General features: G+C 38.0%; 19 protein-coding genes. All 19 read left to right on the forward strand.

The features are described from left to right. Positions 1-1,013 (forward strand): FecR family protein (locus tag VK541_RS11560; RefSeq protein WP_324370189.1); only part of this gene is annotated, 1,013 nt, incomplete at its 5' end. A 231-nt stretch (positions 1,014-1,244) separates the two neighbouring features. Next, entirely contained in the window at positions 1,245-4,727 is a 3,483-nt protein-coding gene (locus VK541_RS11565) for a SusC/RagA family TonB-linked outer membrane protein (protein ID WP_324370191.1), read from the forward strand. Between the two features lie 10 nt (positions 4,728-4,737). Further along, positions 4,738-6,135 (forward strand): RagB/SusD family nutrient uptake outer membrane protein, encoded by a 1,398-nt coding sequence (locus tag VK541_RS11570; RefSeq protein WP_324370193.1) that lies wholly within the window; start codon positions 4,738-4,740, stop codon positions 6,133-6,135. Positions 6,136-6,173: 38 nt separating this feature from the next. Continuing rightward, positions 6,174-7,571 (forward strand): TlpA family protein disulfide reductase, encoded by a 1,398-nt coding sequence (locus tag VK541_RS11575; RefSeq protein WP_324370195.1) that lies wholly within the window; start codon positions 6,174-6,176, stop codon positions 7,569-7,571. A 27-nt stretch (positions 7,572-7,598) separates the two neighbouring features. Next, complete coding sequence (locus VK541_RS11580) at positions 7,599-8,747, forward strand: TlpA disulfide reductase family protein (protein WP_324370197.1); 1,149 nt, start codon at positions 7,599-7,601, stop codon at positions 8,745-8,747. Between the two features lies 1 nt (position 8,748). Further along, on the forward strand, positions 8,749-9,207 hold the full coding sequence (locus VK541_RS11585) for a protein-disulfide reductase DsbD domain-containing protein (protein ID WP_324370199.1): 459 nt from the start codon (positions 8,749-8,751) through the stop codon (positions 9,205-9,207). A 130-nt stretch (positions 9,208-9,337) separates the two neighbouring features. Further along, positions 9,338-9,625, forward strand: a complete 288-nt coding sequence (locus VK541_RS11590) for a hypothetical protein (RefSeq protein WP_324370201.1) — start codon at positions 9,338-9,340, stop codon at positions 9,623-9,625. 18 nt (positions 9,626-9,643) lie between these two features. Next, positions 9,644-9,937, forward strand: a complete 294-nt coding sequence (locus tag VK541_RS11595) for a hypothetical protein (RefSeq protein WP_324370203.1) — start codon at positions 9,644-9,646, stop codon at positions 9,935-9,937. A gap of 61 nt (positions 9,938-9,998) precedes the next feature. Continuing rightward, positions 9,999-10,337 (forward strand): hypothetical protein, encoded by a 339-nt coding sequence (locus tag VK541_RS11600; protein WP_324370204.1) that lies wholly within the window; start codon positions 9,999-10,001, stop codon positions 10,335-10,337. 332 nt (positions 10,338-10,669) lie between these two features. After that, on the forward strand, positions 10,670-11,710 hold the full coding sequence (locus VK541_RS11605) for a Fic family protein (protein ID WP_324370206.1): 1,041 nt from the start codon (positions 10,670-10,672) through the stop codon (positions 11,708-11,710). A gap of 13 nt (positions 11,711-11,723) precedes the next feature. Continuing rightward, positions 11,724-11,897 carry a hypothetical protein gene (locus VK541_RS11610; RefSeq protein ID WP_324370208.1) on the forward strand — a complete coding sequence of 58 codons (174 nt, stop codon included), beginning with the start codon at positions 11,724-11,726 and terminating at the stop codon, positions 11,895-11,897. 287 nt (positions 11,898-12,184) lie between these two features. After that, positions 12,185-12,547, forward strand: a complete 363-nt coding sequence (locus VK541_RS11615; RefSeq protein WP_324370210.1) for a hypothetical protein — start codon at positions 12,185-12,187, stop codon at positions 12,545-12,547. Positions 12,548-12,654: 107 nt separating this feature from the next. Beyond that, on the forward strand, positions 12,655-12,903 hold the full coding sequence (locus tag VK541_RS11620; protein WP_324370212.1) for a hypothetical protein: 249 nt from the start codon (positions 12,655-12,657) through the stop codon (positions 12,901-12,903). A 96-nt stretch (positions 12,904-12,999) separates the two neighbouring features. Further along, on the forward strand, positions 13,000-13,563 hold the full coding sequence (locus VK541_RS11625) for an ORF6N domain-containing protein (RefSeq protein WP_324370214.1): 564 nt from the start codon (positions 13,000-13,002) through the stop codon (positions 13,561-13,563). A gap of 352 nt (positions 13,564-13,915) precedes the next feature. Further along, complete coding sequence (locus VK541_RS11630) at positions 13,916-14,740, forward strand: BRO family protein (RefSeq protein ID WP_324370216.1); 825 nt, start codon at positions 13,916-13,918, stop codon at positions 14,738-14,740. Between the two features lie 7 nt (positions 14,741-14,747). Beyond that, the gene (locus tag VK541_RS11635) at positions 14,748-14,945 is read left to right on the forward strand and encodes a glycosyltransferase (protein WP_324370217.1); all 198 of its coding nucleotides are present in this window, start codon (positions 14,748-14,750) and stop codon (positions 14,943-14,945) included. A gap of 35 nt (positions 14,946-14,980) precedes the next feature. Beyond that, positions 14,981-15,460, forward strand: a complete 480-nt coding sequence (locus tag VK541_RS11640; RefSeq protein WP_324370219.1) for a glycosyltransferase — start codon at positions 14,981-14,983, stop codon at positions 15,458-15,460. Positions 15,461-15,615: 155 nt separating this feature from the next. After that, positions 15,616-15,876: a hypothetical protein gene (locus VK541_RS11645; RefSeq protein ID WP_324370221.1), complete on the forward strand. Its 261-nt coding sequence runs from the start codon at positions 15,616-15,618 to the stop codon at positions 15,874-15,876. A 107-nt stretch (positions 15,877-15,983) separates the two neighbouring features. Continuing rightward, complete coding sequence (locus VK541_RS11650) at positions 15,984-16,181, forward strand: hypothetical protein (RefSeq protein ID WP_324370222.1); 198 nt, start codon at positions 15,984-15,986, stop codon at positions 16,179-16,181. The last annotated feature ends 184 nt before the right edge of the window (positions 16,182-16,365 follow it).

A 16,365-nucleotide genomic window follows, 5' to 3' on the forward strand; every position in this document is an offset into this window, starting at 1 on the left:
CCCCACAATCATCGAATAAAAAGACTGTAAGGTTGTGGCCTCGTATGGCGGTGGCGGCCTCCCGAAGCAAGTTCGGGACTTCGCTAGTCGCTGCGGCGGCGGTAGCAGCGATTGTTTTCGGTGTTTGGTTCTTTAACAGTAGATATGATATGAATGCCGAGCCTGGTACTGAGGTAGCTAAGGTGAATGACATTGCGCCGGGTAAGAATGGTGCGACGATTACTTTGGCTAATGGCAAGGTGATCCAGTTGAGCGATGCGAAGAGCGGGGTAGTTGTTGGCGATGATCGGCTTGCTTACAACGATGGTTCTGCGATTCGTCATCCTGAATTTATTTCAGGATCCCGGACTAGCGAGGCCAGCATGCTTACTGCAACTACCGCCAAAGGCCAGACGTATCAGTTTACTTTACCTGACGGAACGAAGGTGTGGTTAAACGCCGGCAGTAAATTGGAGTTTCCTTCAAAATTTGGTAACGTTAAACAAAGAATTGTGAGGCTTAGCGGTGAAGGGTATTTTGAAGTAGCAAAAAATAAGAAGATGCCTTTTATAGTCAAAACAATTGGAAGTAGTAAAATCCCTGAACAGGAGATAACAGTATTGGGAACTCATTTCAACGTAAATGCCTATGAAGACGAGGGTGAGGTGAAAACTACTTTGCTGGAAGGAAGTGTGGCGCTGGATTACGGTGGTACGGATCTTTTGTTGAAACCGGGCCAGCAGGCCAGGACCGATATTGAAAATGAGATCATCATTAAAAAGGTAGAAGCTGAAGAAGCTGTAGCCTGGATCGATAACAAGTATATTTTTGAAGAGGAAACTATAGAAAGTATCATGCGGACACTCTCACGCTGGTACGATGTGGAAGTGGTTTATGAAGGCAATGTAAAGCATAAGAAGTTCTCAGGAATATTAGTGCGTAAGGAATACATTGCTAAAATATTGGATCAGATCGCGTTTACAGAAGCTGCTCACTTTAAAATTGAAGGAAGGAGGATTACTGTTATGCCATAGAATTTTACTGCTAACAGTATCTGAAAATTAAAACGGGAGTGCTTCGAAACTCCTCCCGCTTTATAGCCGGTACTGATAATCATTCCTTCGACAGAATCAACTAAACAAGAACCGAACAATCAAACTTAGGCAAACCTGCTGTAAAAAGCAAGTTTGAAGGCCGCTCATCGGGCTGCTGGGGATGGTTGTGAAACGATGAAGAAAATGAAATGTAAAAAAATACTGCGAATTATGAAGTTCACCACACTCATAATGATTGTATGTCTCGCCCAGGTGAGCGCCATTACAAGGGCGCAAATTAACCTGGACGAGCGCAAAGCTCCTTTGCAAAAAGTGCTTAAGGCAATTGGCAAGCAAAGTGGATATGGCTTCATCTATTCGACAGATGACCTGAAAGGCACCAATTTGATAGACATTAAACTGAACAATGGAACAGTAGAACAAGCCTTGAAACTTTGTTTTGATGGACAGCCTTTGGTTTACGAAGTGAATGACAAAATAGTAAAGATAAAACGAAAAACTGAGCCCAGTTTTCTGGATAATATTATTGCTCGTTTTAAGGCGATTGATGTTAAGGGTAGGGTGGTAGATCAGGAAGGGAAGCCCCTCCCAAACGCCAGTATCCAGGTAAAAGGGAAAAGTGCTGTTACGAATACTAATTCGGAGGGTGAGTTTGAGATTAAGGGTGTTGATGAGGATGCGGTGTTGGTGATTAGGTATGTGGGGTACAAGCAGCTGGAGATTAGCTTGAAAGATGCGGTGATGCCGTTGGAGATTAAGTTGAATGTGGCGACTGGGGAGTTGGAGGAGGTGAAGGTAGTTTACAAAACGGGATACCAAGATTTAAATAAGGAACGAAGTACGGGAAGCTTCGTGCAGATAGATAATGGTCTTCTCAATCGGAGTGTAAGCACAAATATTTTAGATCGTATTTACGATGTAACTAGTGGGTTGAATTATCAGCCGAATACATCTATAGCAAGAAGTCCTATAACGATACGCGGAATCAGTACAATCAATGGTGAGTTGAAACCATTGATTGTAGTTGATGGATTTCCTTATAACGACTACAATTTGGAAAGTATCAATCCGAATGATATAGAGAGCGTCACCGTGTTGAAAGATGCGGCGGCAGCCTCAATATGGGGCTCCAGAGCAGGCAATGGAGTAATTGTACTTAACACCAAAAAAGGAAAGTATAATCAACAGACCAAAGTTGCTTTTACTAGTAATATAACCCAAGGAGCTAAACCAGATTTGAGCTATCTACCGGTAATGACTGCAGCTCAGTCCATAGAAGTAGACAGACTAAGATTTAAAACGGGTGAGTTTGATGTATTTGATGATGTTTATACTTCAATCGATTATTTTCCTGCACTTTCGGAAGTTGTAGAACTGCTGTTAGCAGTCCGGAGAAATAGTATTACTCAGGCAGAGGCAGAAGCGAAGATCCAGGAGTTAACTAATAATGACGTTAGGAATGATATAAAGAATCACCTCATACAAAATACGATAAATCAACAATATTCACTAAACATAAGCGGTGGTGGAGCTAAAATGAATTATTTTGGTTCGGTAGGCTACGATAACAACAAAAGTAGCAACATTGGGGATAATTATAATAGACTTACCCTACGATTGGAAAATGCTTTCCGTCCTATTGAGAATCTTGAATTAAGAGCTTTTATTTCATACACCCAGAATGGAGCATCATCTAAAGGTAGCTATTTTCCAAATTTCATTCCAGACGGCAGAAACCCAATTTCTTCGTATTCAGCATTAGTCGATCAACAGGAAAATGCATTAACCATACCTTTCGTTTATAGGTCAGCGTATGTGGATAAGCTTAGTATTCCTGGGCTGCTTAACTGGCAATATAAGCCTTTAGAAGAACTACAGAACGTCAACAATAATAATAAGATAAATGATACCAGAATAGGCGCTTCTATGAGTTATCAAATCCTTTCGGGTCTTAAAGCGAATGTTCAATACCAGTTCAATAAAACACTTACTAACGGACAAAACGAACATGGTGGTGAGTCTTTTTATACTCGTGATTTAGTGAATCAATTCATGTATACGAATAACGGTGTAAATATTTACCCAATTCGGCGTGGCAGTATAATTGATTATCAAAATTTCGATCAAGATTCTTGGAACATTCGTTCTGGTTTAAATTATGACAAAAAATGGGGCAACCATAATGTAACATCAATTATAGGTTTTGAGGCTTCAGAATCAGATCTGAACCAGGACATATACAGACGGTATGGATATGATCCCGAAACAAACACTTTCAACACACAGGTAAATTATGAAAGCCAATATAATATTAGGGCGAGTGGTGGTGGTACCTCAGTTATCCCAAACCGGGATTCTTATAGTGGAACATTAAGTAGGTTGCGAAGCTACTACGCAAATGTGGCTTACACATATAATGAAAGATATACCTTAAGTTTGAGTGGTAGGCAAGATGGCGCCAATTTATTTGGTGTGAGATCAAATCAGAAGATTAATCCTTTCTGGTCAGCAGGCTTAGCATGGAACCTTTCGAATGAAAAATTCTATAATCTCGCCTTTTTGCCATATCTGAAGCTTAGAGCTACATATGGTTACAATGGAAATATTAAAAGTGATGCAACAGTATATCCGACTATCACTAGCGGTTCGTTGAGTGGACTAACAGGGTTACCACAAGCAGATTTAACTACTCCTGGAAATCCCTCTATTCGCTGGGAGAAAGTACGTGTGTTAAATTTAGGTCTAGATATACAGACCAGAAATAATGTAATCAGTGGAAGTTTAGAATACTATCATAAAGATGGCTTGGATCTTATTAGCAACATCAATAATGATCCTACCGCTGGATTTAGTGTTTATACTGGTAATAATGCAAGTATTAAAGGTCAAGGTATTGATGTAACACTGAATTCGATAAATATGAACGGACATTTTAAATGGCTTAGTAATTTATTATTTAGTTATAATGTAGAAGAAGTAACTGCTTTTGATCAAGCGCCAACAGTAGTGACATTATTTCAGTCAGCACCTTATATAGGTAAACCATTGTACTCTTTATACAGCTATAAATGGGCAGGACTTGATCCTTTGAATGGAGATCCAAGAGGCTATATAGGAGATAAAATATCACCATATAATACAGTCGTCGGCAGCACATCAGGTGTTCCTAATACAAAACCTGAAGATTTAATTTTTCACGGACGTTTAAATCCTTCCTATTTCGGCTCTCTTCGTAATACGTTGCTTTACAAAAATATTTCTTTATCCTTTAACATTGTATATGAATTTGGTCATTATTTTAGGAGGCCTTCAATTCGTTATGATAATCTATTTTCAAACTGGGGTGGACATAGTGATTATGCCCTGCGTTGGCAAAAACCTGGAGATGAAAAATTGACTAACGTTCCATCATTGCCAGCCACTCCTATTGTTAGCAGGGATACTTTTTATGAAAGATCGGAAATACTTGTCGAAAAGGCTGACCTTATCCGATTAAGAGACATTCGATTAAGTTACGATATAAACAAGGTAGCAACGACAACGTCAACTTTTCAAAATATAAAGATTTACCTATATGCAAGCAATCTGGGACTATTGTGGACGGCAAATAAAAAAGGAATTGACCCAGATTTTGGCAGTTTTAATATTCCTGTACCAAGAACAATTAGTATCGGTTTAAATCTCAATTTTTAATATGGCTATTATGAAATCATATAAATATTATAGCACCTTGACTCTAGTTATAGCCTCTCTATTTGTAGGTTGTAAAAAAGATTGGCTGGAAGCGAAAGCTAACAAGAACCAGTCAGTTCCTACGACACTTTCAGATTTTCAAAGTATGCTGGATTTTAGTGGGCTAGTTATGAATGTCAATAGTTTTGCATTAGGAGAAATCGCAGCAGATGGACATTATGTCACCGAAGCAGCGTGGACAAGTGCAACTACGTCAGCATCACGCAATGCTTATACCTGGTCGTTAAATACTCCATATTTAGATTTAGATACGTGGAGAGATACTTACGAAAGAGTATATTATTCTAATGTTGTCCTTAATGGGTTAAGCAACTATTTAATAAAAAATGAATTAGAAATAGAAACCTATAATAATATTAAAGGGCAAGCATTGTTTAATAGAGCGGAAGCATTCCATATGTTGTCGCAGCTTTACGCAATTCCTTATAATAAAACCACATCTGAAACGGATTTAGGCATTCCCATAAGACTTAGTTCTGATGTTACAGAAAAGTCTACCCGATCCTCAGTCGAACAAACGTATAATCAAATCATCAAGGATCTGCTCGAGGCAGAAAATTTATTGCCTTTAACGCCGATTTATCCAACAAGAGGAAGTAAACCTGCGCTATATGGGTTACTGGCGCGAGTTTATATGACTATGAATGATTATGAAAATTGCCTAAAGTACGCGGACAAGAGCCTCCAGTTAAGATCAGAGTTACTTGATTATAATTCTAAATCACAGAATGCAAATTTTATTGGTGGCTTCAATACTAACCCCGCTAACCCAGAAATATTGTTTCATATGACTATGTACACAAGTGAAATTTCGGGGTTTTTGACCACAAATTATCTAGTCGATCAAGCATTGTACAATCAATATCACCCAGATGACTTACGAAGGGTGCTTTTCTTTAGAAATAATGCAAATGGCACGAAATCTTATAAGGGGAATTATTTCAATAGTACAACCAATATGTTTACTGGAATAGGGACGGATGAAACCTACTTGATGCGAGCAGAATGCTATGCACGTATGGGAAATACCGTTGCAGCAATGAATGATCTAAATTCATTAATTAAAAAGAGATGGAGGAATACCGTTGTTTTTGTCCCTTTTTCCGCAATAAATCCTGAGGATGCTCTCAGTAAAATTCTAATTGAAAGAAGAAAAGAATTAATTATGAGAGGTCTGAGATGGAGCGACTTAAGGCGCTTAAATGTAGACGAAAGATTTAAGCAGACACTTACACGAACAATAGGAGGAGTAAATTATATCTTGGAGCCAGGTAGCTATAAGTATACATTTCCAATACCTAATGATATTCTAGATTATTCGGGGATGCCACAGACACCTGGTTGGTAACATCTAAATTTTAATACAAATAATTTATTTAAACAAATATGAAACGAGTAATCTTACTAGCGGGATTGATTTTGACCGCAGTCTTTACCATCAATGCGCAAATTCAGTACGCGCCATTAAAAGTAGGTGAAAAAGTGCCGGATATTGTATTCCGGAATATGAGTAATTATCATAGGGATTCAGCAAGTATAAAGGATTTTCAAGGTAAACTCCTTATATTGGATTTCTGGAGTATTAATTGTTCGCCATGTATTGCTGGCTTCCAAAAAATGGAAAAATTGCAACAGAAATTTGGGGATAAAATCCAAATTTTACTTGTTAACGGAATTAACGCTTTAGAAAAATTGGGTGGGAAGGAAAATTTTCCAAAGAATTCCCCAAATTCCATCATTAGAAGCACACATCTTCCGTTTGTTTTTCAAAGTTTGACACAAAAGGAAAATGAAGAGTATCGATACGGTAATGAAGACAAGGGAACTTTAACAAGTTTGTTCCAACATGCAGGAGAACCTTTTCATGTCTGGATCGATCAGAAAGGTATGGTTGTCGCTTTAACAACTGGTCAAGATACTAATGAGCAAACCATTCAAGCCGTCCTAGAAGGTAAAAAAGCTGATCTTCAAACTAAAAATTATCCCAGCGCAATAGCCTATAGTAGGTATGGTTCTTTTCTTCGTTCGCCCAATGATTTAGTACTCAGTAAGCTACAATATTCTTCGGTCATTACGAAAAATCTTTTCACAAAGCATGGTGTTGGCTCGGGTTGGTTAAGTGATAGTCTGACTAACAACATCATTGGATATAGGAAAATGAATAGTGATATAATAACTCTATTTAAAAACGCATATGACTTTAAAGGGGAAGGTACTTACAAAGTTGTCTTGGAAGTAAAAAATTTCCAGCCATTTGTTTTACCCAATAACCCTACTGAAACTGCCGACTGGAAAGCCAATAACATTTATTGTTATGAGTTGATGTTACCGCCATTTAGAATCACTCCCTCAAATGAAGCTAATATGAATACAATTAGGGATATTATGCGTAGAAATTTGGAGGACTATTTCGGTATCAAGGGGAATATCGAAACTAGAAAAATAAACTGTTTGGTTCTCAATAGAACGAATAGGAATATTTCATTAAAATCATCACAAAAAGAGACGGTTATCGAAGCAACAGATAAACAATTTAGATTATCTCATGTATCTTTTGAAGCCTTTGTAACTAGTTTTCGGGTTAAGGTAAATGGATATAAGGGTGGCACACCTATAATAGATGAAACAGGTCTTGATAGCATTAAAATAGACATGATTATAAACGCAAATCTAAGCGATATTTCTGCTGTTAAGAAAGAATTATTACGATATGGTATTGGAATTAAAGAGGAGCAGCGAGAATTCAATGTGCTTTTGTTAAAGCAAGAAGAGGGGCTTAAATAAACATGGTCATTTTTAATAAAATACAGAATGCTAAATTATAACAAAATTTTACTGACTGTAATCGTACTTATTAGTCAGCAATTAGTTTACGGACAGAACAAAAAAGGGTTCAGTATTTCGGGAGAGTTGAAAGGTCTACAAGATAACACTCTTATCATGCTTCAAAGGGAGAAGGATACCGTTGGAGTCACATTTGTTAAAAATCAGCGTTTTCAATTTAAAGGATTTGCAGATCAAGAAGGTGAACCCTATTTTATTAAAATTGATACAACTTCAAAGAAATACAGTTACCAGATCAAAGGTGCTATCCGAATAATTATGGAAAATAAACCCCTATTATTAAATGGGGATCTCATTGATTTGTCTACAACTGCACTGACTGTGACTGGCTCTGACTCCCATGATGATTATAAAGGGTTTGTATTATTACAAAATGAGATATTGAGGCCAGCAAATTCAGCATTATCTAAAATGAATTTGGCTTTGGAGAAATATGGAGCCAATGGGAAAAGAAAAGTAGATTCACTTTATTATGCTGATTGCGTAATTGAATTTAATAATGCTTTGCAAAAGGTTGAAGACTCAAAGAGAGACTGGATCAACAGACATCGGAATTCATTAGTTGTTCCCTGGGCCATAGGAATAAGTATTGGAGGCGAAGAACGAGAGAAAGCTTACGCCGGCTTGACCCAAAGAGCAAAGGATAGTTATTTTGGAAAGCAATTATTAGAAGCCATCGAAACAGAGAGACGTAATGCAGTTGGCGCGGTCATGACCAATTTTGAGTTTCAAAAACCTGACGGAAAATCATTATCACTTAAAGAGGTAGTTGACATGAGCAAACTGACTATCGTTGATTTTTGGGCAAGTTGGTGTAAGCCCTGTCGAGCTTCGTTTCCCAAAATGAAAGATTTGTATGCTGCATACCATAGTAAAGGACTAAATATTATTAGCTATTCTATTGACAAAGATGAAAGCGCATGGCTGAAGGCATTGACACAAGATAATCTCCCATGGCTCAATATTAGACAAACCCATGGTATGGCAGAAGAAATATATGGGGTTAATACGGTTCCTTCGATATTTTTGTTAGATCATACCGGTAAAATTATATCTAATGAATTGAGAGGTGAGGCACTTTATAAGAAGGTAGAGGAGTTATTAGGGAGTAAGTAATATGAAGAAGTTATTAACGATTATTCTGGGGTTGATAGTGCTTAATGTAACAGTGCAAGCCCAAATATTAAAACCCGTAAAATGGAGATTTACAAGTAAGAAAGTAAAGCCCAATATTTATGAAATACACCTGACTGCGTCAATTGATAAAGGTTGGAAGATTTATAGCCAGAATACACCTAAGGGTGGGCCTTTGCCAACAAAGATCAGCTTTGCGAAAAATCCATTGGTACTATTGGGTGGGAAGGTGAAGGAAGTAGGTGAAATGCATAAAGTAGATGAGCCCGCCTTTGGCGTGCAGGTGTTTTATTTTACTGATAAGGTTGACTTCGTTCAAATCGTAAAGCTGAAAAAGCCAGGTGTAAAGACAAGCTTATCCGGAACGGTAGAGTTTATGGCGTGTGATGAATCGCAGTGTTTACCGCCGGAGGAGATAGGGTTTGAGGTTGAATTAAAATGATCCTTAAAATAACGCCTTTGAATCAGTGAATCGAAGTCCGGAGGGTTTTGTCTTTTCCCTCCGGCTTCTTAATAGATCCCTCGAAACTCGGGATGATACTGAAACAAGTTCAGCACAGGCTGATTGAATTATGATGAAAAAACCCAGACTGAGACAATACTTTGCGCTTCATTCAAATGTGATTGTAGCAAATGATGATGTTCATGTAAAGGTTTTAGAACCCTTTGAGATTGAGGTTGGTTGTATGCTTCGTGACAGCAGCGGCAACAATATCTTTGAGCTCTGTGTGAGCTTTAAGCATGGTAAAAGTTTTATGAATGCGTTTGGGCTGGGCAGTGTTGAGGAGATAAAGGGGATCACCAAAGAGGATTTGATAAGGGTGTGGAAGTGTCAGATGATAGAAGAGATGACAAAATAAAAATTAACAACATAAAAAATGAAAGAATTCGAATACTATAGCCTCCTGTTGGAGAGACTTGAAAACCAAAGCCCTTTGGATGGGCCGAAAGAATATGAAATGATGAAAGCCCAGGCGGAGCGGATAAGAAAGGGTATGGTGATGTGGCTGATTGATGATTCGCTTAGGGCAATAAGTGAGCAGAATGTTTTGAAAAAAGATTGCTGTATGCATCTGATGAGGGCTTTGGCGCTTTCGGTATCGGAGGGTCATGTGAGCAGCAGTACCTGGAATATGCTGCTGATGGCGCTGATTAAAAGTATACGGGGATAGAAGTGGGTGAGTTTGAGATGTCGGATTGGGAACCTAAAAGCGACTTAGTTAATTGAGCATAATGGAGAATCAATTTCAGGCAATAGGTATGCTGATAGGTGACCTTAGGAAGGGTCGTAATTTATTAACGGAAGGGATAGTGGAAGAATTGAGAGATAATTTCAGGGAGATCCTGATGCAGCTGGGTTATGCCTGGTATCAGAAGGTGGAGTGGCTGGATTATCTGCTGGATTTTCACATCGCCGAGGCGGAAAGGCTAAGGACTTTTGTGGTGCATGAAGAGGGCAGGGACTATCCTTCTTTAAGGGCTGTGCTGTATGAGGAACTGACTTTGCTGATCACCAGGCTGAATATGCTGGTAAATGGTGAAGAGGGGCTGGAGTGGAAGGAGTTGATGTAGGATTTTTTTGGACCCAAATCCAAAATATTGGGAAATGATTTATTTAATTGAGATTCCTGATAGAAATCGGGATGGATAAATTAAATAGGATGCTGTGACAGCATCAGCCCCTTTGGATTAAGGGGAATGTTCTTTGACAAAATCAGGAAAAAGAAAAATGAGTAATACAGCTCATTTGTTTTAAAAATACAGCTCGTTTTATCGGATTTTGAGCTGTATTTAGTCTAAAGTTGAGCTCTAAATTAAATACAGCTCATTTGTTTTAAAAATACAGCTCATTTTATCGGATTTTGAGCTGTATTTGAGTTATATTTGAGCTATAAAACATTAAAATGGGAAATAAACATACCGGGAAGATTTTAGACTACTTGATGGAAAATCCTTTAAGTTCTTCTACTGAGATATTTGAGGGTTCAAAATTAGATATAGGGTTTTCAACACTTAAGAGATACTTAACCGCACTTTTAGCAGAAGGTTTGATTGTTTCAACCGGTAAGTTAAAAGCGGTTAGATACCAGCTAAGTCCAGCTTATGCTGTGCTTCATCCGATAGAAGTAGATAGGTATTTTGAGAGAGAGCAGGATGAAAGAAAAATTCAAAATCAGTTTAATCTGGAATTGATGACACGGGTTTTAAATGGCATTTCGTTATTTAATGCTAAAGAATTGGAGTTCTTGAATGGTCTTCAGCAAAAATTTACTGATAATGTATCTCATCTCTCCAAGTCGACATACGATAAAGAGATGGAACGATTGGCTATAGATCTGAGCTGGAAGTCATCGCAAATAGAAGGCAATACCTATTCACTGTTGGAAACTGAACGGTTACTGAAAGAACAGGAAACTGCAGAAGGTAAGCCAAAAGATGATGCTACCATGCTACTTAATCACAAGGATGCGATCAATTTTATCATAGAAAATCCAGATTATGTGGAACCCCTGGCCATATCAAGAATAGAGGATATCCATAGCTTGTTGGTAAAGGGTTTGGGTGTAGATCGCAACTTACGGCAAAGAAGGGTGGGTATATCTGGAACCAATTATGTGCCACTAGATAATGAACATCAAATAAGGGATGCTATAAATGAGCTCTGTTTATTGATCAATAGCAAACATAATGTATTTGAGAAAGCGCTGCTGGCATTGGTCATGCTATCGTATATACAGCCCTTTGCCGATGGTAATAAACGCACAGCAAGGATTATCAGCAATGCCCTGTTGATCGCGTATCAGTATTGCCCGATTTCATTTAGAACGGTAGATTCTATTGAATATAAAAAGGCGATGTTGTTGTTTTACGAGCAGAATAACATCTATGCTTTTAAGGAGATTTTTAAAAGCCAGTTTGAATTTGCGGTGAAGACCTACTTCTAATATTCAACCTCCTTTGGAGGTTCTTTTTCCTGAAACCCGATATGTGTATGCATGCCGGGTTTTTGAAGAGGGCAGGGATTATCCTTCTATCAGGGCGGTGCTGTATGAGGAATTGACTTTGCTGATCACCAGGTTGAATATGCTGGTGAATGGTGAAGAGGGGCTGGAGTGGAAGGATTTGATGTAGGTTAATATTAAATGAAAGAACAGACTTGTAAATAGGCTTTAAAACCGGGTTTAATTTACTGGATATAGCATAGGAGCTGTAGTTGAAAAACTATGGCTTTTTATTTTGTAATTGTTTGATAATTAATAAATTATATTTTAAAATATTGGAAATTCTTTAGTGTTGGAGGTTATTTTTTACATAATTTTGCGATGTAAATTAATCCAGATATGAAAGTAAGAGCGCCTTAATTAAATCAGTTTTTATACCAGTATAATTATCCATTACAAAAATTGAAAAATCATTAAATGAATAGAAAATTAATACTCTTGATTTATCCAAAGCACAACAGGACTGCGTGTTTGGTGATGAAAAATGACAGCCACCTTTACCGGATCAACCATATGTGGAATTTCCTGGACTTTGTCAATGCGTTGGAGCTGGTATGCAGCAAGATCGGCAAAGGTTTGTACTATGTTCACTGCCTGAATCTTTGTGACAAACGATCGGGTGACTGGGTGATGGTTTGCAGTTTTACCGATCTGGAAGGCACGATACGGCTTTGGAACAGAACTATTGATCCTGACGCTAAAAAACCTGTGTTTTCATGGAGCGGGACAGTTGCAACTTTTCAACTAGCGGTGGCGAACCTGCTTAAAATGATCCGCTAAATTTTTCTAAACATCTTCCTCCTCTCTGAGGGGTGTTTTGCTGGTCCGTTCCTATCGGATCGATGTCCGCCTTTCAGCGGTATTCACATTTAAAATTTTTATTCTTTATGAAAGCAATCTTGATAAGGATTGAGAAACTGCTTATTGCCCTGCTCGAAGAGTGGCGGGAACTTAATTCATGTGAAAAAACTGCGCGTGTTCCTGTGGTGGTTGATGATATTTGGCTGACTAAGGATGCGGTTATGGATCTGCTCTGTATTACGGAAAGTACTTTTTATCGCCGGCTGGCGGAGTGTAATTGGGTCAGGAAAAAGAACGGTCGGGAATGGTATTATTTGAAGAGTTCAGTTATTTGAAAAGATTCGCAAATATTTGATATTTTATACAAAATATTTCTTTTTGGTTAATGTTAGGGGTTTTGTGTAGATTTGCGGGTAGCAAACTAACTTATTATGTCGAATAAAATAATTGGAGTTCCTGATGATGTGATACTAAGTCAAATCTATTTTGTACGCGGACAAAAAGTAATGATCGATTCAGATCTTGCTTTACTTTATGAAGTGGAAACTAAGCAACTTAAAAGACAGGTTCGAAGAAATATTGATCGGTTCCCGGATGATTTCATGTTTGAACTAAACACTGAAGAGAGTAAATCTTTAAGGTGCCAATTTGGCACCTTAAAACAAGGTGAGCATGTTAAGTATGCGCCCATAGTATTTACAGAGCAGGGTGTTGCAATGTTATCCAGTGTGCTAAACAGCAAAACCGCTATTCAAATGAATATTCAGATCATTAGAATATTTACACGAATTAGGCAGATGCTTTTTGATAACACAGATCTAAGGTTGGAAATAGAAAAGATCAGACAAAAACTAGGCAATCAGGATAAGAACATGGAAATAGTGTTTCAATATCTTGATGAATTGCAGGAGAAAACTGATAAACTGGATCTTAAAATAAACCCTGATAGAAAGAATATGGGATTTCAAATTGGAAATAGTGAGAAACATAGGTAACAAGTAAGTAACATCATATGATCATGTAAATTAAAGTGGTAGTGCTGGAACGCGACAAGAAATGGTCTCTGCGGCACCTGATGTATGGCTGAATAAGGATGCGGTAGTGGATCTGCTCTGTATTACGGAAAGTACTTTTTATCGCCGGCTGGCGGAGTGTAATTGGGTCAGGAAAAAGAACGGTCGGGGAATGGTATTATTTGAAGAGTTCAGGTTATTTGAACTAACTTGGTTATTATGACAGAAACGCCGAGGGAGTGGAGGGAAATGATATCCGTTTAATTATAATTAACCGGATAATATTATGGTTGCTAGTTAAAGGTTAGTTAATTTAGCTCATAACATTTATAATATGGATATCAAGTTGTTTGAAAGCAAGCGAATCCGCTCGGAATGGAGCGAGACTGAGCAGAAATGGTATTTTTCGGTACAAGATGTAGTTGAGATACTTACTGATAGCACAGATGTAAAGCAATACATCAAGAAGATGCTGAGTAGGGATGAACAACTTAAAAGCAACTGGGGTACAATTTGTACCCTAGTTGAAATGACCGCAACAGATGGTAAAAGAAGGAAAATTCAATCTTCTGACACAAAAGGCTTACTACGGATTATCCAATCGGTTCCTTCTGCTAAAGCGGAGCCATTTAAATTATGGCTTGCACAGGTTGGTTCAGACAGATTGGATGAGATTGAAAATCCCGAACTTGCTCAGGCCAGGATGCGGGATATTTACCGTGCTAAAGGATATAGTGAAGGCTGGATCGATAAGCGGGTAAGAGGAATTGCAGTAAGGGATGAACTAACGGGGGAATGGAAAAATCGGGGCGTGAAAGAAGGAATTGAATACAGTATATTGACTGCTGAAATTAGTAAGGCTACATTTGGTTTGATCCCCTCAGATCATAAGAAAATGAAGGGTTTAACCAAGCCTGCTGAAAATCTAAGAGATCATATGACCGATCTGGAATTGATTTTTACCATGCTTGGTGAAGCTTCGACCACGGAGATTGCCAAAAGTAAAGATGCGCAAGGCTTTGAAGAGAATAAGACAGCTGCAAAACAAGGTGGTGTTATCGCCGGCAATGCCAGAAAGGAACTGGAACAGAAGTCTGGTAAGAAAGTGGTAAGTAAGGAGAATTATCTTGGGTTAGAGGATAAGAAGAGGCTTAAGTGAAATCGGATTGAATATAGGAATCTTCACTTACGGGACACGCGGCGACGTACAGCCGTATATAGCCTTAGCATTGGGGCTTATGGATAAGGGCCACCAGGTAATCCTGGCGGCACCCCAAAATTTCAAGGAATTGGTTGAGGGATTTGGCGTTGCTTTTCATCCGCTTTACGGGGACGCGGAAACAGAGATGAACCGGAAAACCTAAATGAGTGGATACTGAAAGGTGATAAACCCATATACATGGGCTTTGGCAGCAATGGTGTAGGGAATCCAGAAAAGTTTGTCAACATCATAAAGGAGATTCTGACCAAAACCAGCGAACGCATTTTATTTTGTACCGGATGGGGCTTATTTAATTGCTTACCTGAGCATGAAAATCTATTTGTCACCAAATATGTAAACCACAGGGACATTTTACCAAAATGTAAATTGGGAATATTTCATGGTGGTGCAGGTACACTGGCAGCTATGTTAAGGAACAATTTGCCGGTAATTATTATTTCGTTTTATACCGACCAGCCAACCTGGGGTAAAATTGCAAAACGGAGAAATCTAGGTGCACATATCCCGGTAAAAAAACTAACTGCCGATAAGTTGATTTCAGCATTGTCAAAGGTTCAAACAGAAGAAGTAAGGAATGTTGCCATAATCGGAGAACAAATAAGAAACGAAAACGGCCTTGAAAATGCGATAAATGAAATCGAAAACTACTTTAGTTAAACGGTATTATTTGAAAGCTCAATAATTTGAAAATGCATGCAAATAATTGATTTTTTGTACAAAATATTTCTTTTTGATTAATGTTAGGGGTTTTGATTATATTTGTACTCACCAATTAAGGCAATTGGATTTTCAAACTTAAATAACGAAATTTGATGAAACATCAATTGATTATGCCATCGTCTATAGACCATTTAAGAAATGCAATAATAGATAAGCTAATGGCTATTTCTAGCAAGGATTATTTAGTTGCATTAAATAAGTTAATGGAAAGTGCGGTCGAAAAAGATGTGGTAGAACTTTCGCCAGAACAAATCTTAATGCTAGAGATGAGCGATAATGACATTAAAAATGAAAACGTCATTGCTCAGGATGATTTAGATAAAGAAGATCTAAAATGGCTAAAAGCATTGTAGTCTGGACAGCGACAGCAGTTAAGCAAAGAAGAGCAATATTAAAATACTGGACTCAAAAAAACGCATTCAACTGCATACGCGGAAAAATTGATTAAACTTATCAATATATGAAAAAAGTAGAGACAAAGGAACAAAAATTGAAAAGGTTCACTTTTGATCCTGAAAGGGATAAGATGGTTAATCTTCCAAATTATCTTGATCATCCTTTTTTTCAAAAAAAGGCAGAAGATTCAAAGAGGACAATGGAGAGATTCGGTCTTCCGGCGCAAATTCTTAAACTTCAAATTGATCGACTGAAAAAATAAATTCATTTAGAGAATGATATAATGATCCCCCGGGTATAATTTGCCTGGGGGATTTTTAAAAAGGTGTCCGGCAGCGTACGGCCGATGTTCAATAATGAACGGTTTCAACATCGATTTAGAAAGAAAGCAGGGTGGAACTGCAATTTAAAGCGTTTGCCGGTCTTGGCACTAACTTGGTGAATTG

The organism is Pedobacter sp., assembly GCF_035317785.1.
Taxonomy (GTDB): domain Bacteria; phylum Bacteroidota; class Bacteroidia; order Sphingobacteriales; family Sphingobacteriaceae; genus Pedobacter.

Bases quoted from the DNA above. Each gene is read 5' to 3' on its own strand.
- VK541_RS11570 (WP_324370193.1), top strand. From the start codon at position 4,738: ATGAAATCATATAAATATTATAGCACCTTGACTCTAGTTATAGCCTCT.
- VK541_RS11565 (WP_324370191.1), top strand. From the start codon at position 1,245: ATGAAGTTCACCACACTCATAATGATTGTATGTCTCGCCCAGGTGAGC.
- VK541_RS11640 (WP_324370219.1), top strand. From the start codon at position 14,981: ATGGGCTTTGGCAGCAATGGTGTAGGGAATCCAGAAAAGTTTGTCAAC.
- VK541_RS11625 (WP_324370214.1), top strand. From the start codon at position 13,000: ATGTCGAATAAAATAATTGGAGTTCCTGATGATGTGATACTAAGTCAA.
- VK541_RS11580 (WP_324370197.1), top strand. From the start codon at position 7,599: ATGCTAAATTATAACAAAATTTTACTGACTGTAATCGTACTTATTAGT.
- VK541_RS11630 (WP_324370216.1), top strand. From the start codon at position 13,916: ATGGATATCAAGTTGTTTGAAAGCAAGCGAATCCGCTCGGAATGGAGC.
- VK541_RS11650 (WP_324370222.1), top strand. From the start codon at position 15,984: ATGAAAAAAGTAGAGACAAAGGAACAAAAATTGAAAAGGTTCACTTTT.
- VK541_RS11590 (WP_324370201.1), top strand. From the start codon at position 9,338: ATGATGAAAAAACCCAGACTGAGACAATACTTTGCGCTTCATTCAAAT.
- VK541_RS11645 (WP_324370221.1), top strand. From the start codon at position 15,616: ATGAAACATCAATTGATTATGCCATCGTCTATAGACCATTTAAGAAAT.
- VK541_RS11600 (WP_324370204.1), top strand. From the start codon at position 9,999: ATGGAGAATCAATTTCAGGCAATAGGTATGCTGATAGGTGACCTTAGG.
- VK541_RS11620 (WP_324370212.1), top strand. From the start codon at position 12,655: ATGAAAGCAATCTTGATAAGGATTGAGAAACTGCTTATTGCCCTGCTC.
- VK541_RS11585 (WP_324370199.1), top strand. From the start codon at position 8,749: ATGAAGAAGTTATTAACGATTATTCTGGGGTTGATAGTGCTTAATGTA.
- VK541_RS11595 (WP_324370203.1), top strand. From the start codon at position 9,644: ATGAAAGAATTCGAATACTATAGCCTCCTGTTGGAGAGACTTGAAAAC.
- VK541_RS11615 (WP_324370210.1), top strand. From the start codon at position 12,185: ATGAATAGAAAATTAATACTCTTGATTTATCCAAAGCACAACAGGACT.
- VK541_RS11605 (WP_324370206.1), top strand. From the start codon at position 10,670: ATGGGAAATAAACATACCGGGAAGATTTTAGACTACTTGATGGAAAAT.
- VK541_RS11575 (WP_324370195.1), top strand. From the start codon at position 6,174: ATGAAACGAGTAATCTTACTAGCGGGATTGATTTTGACCGCAGTCTTT.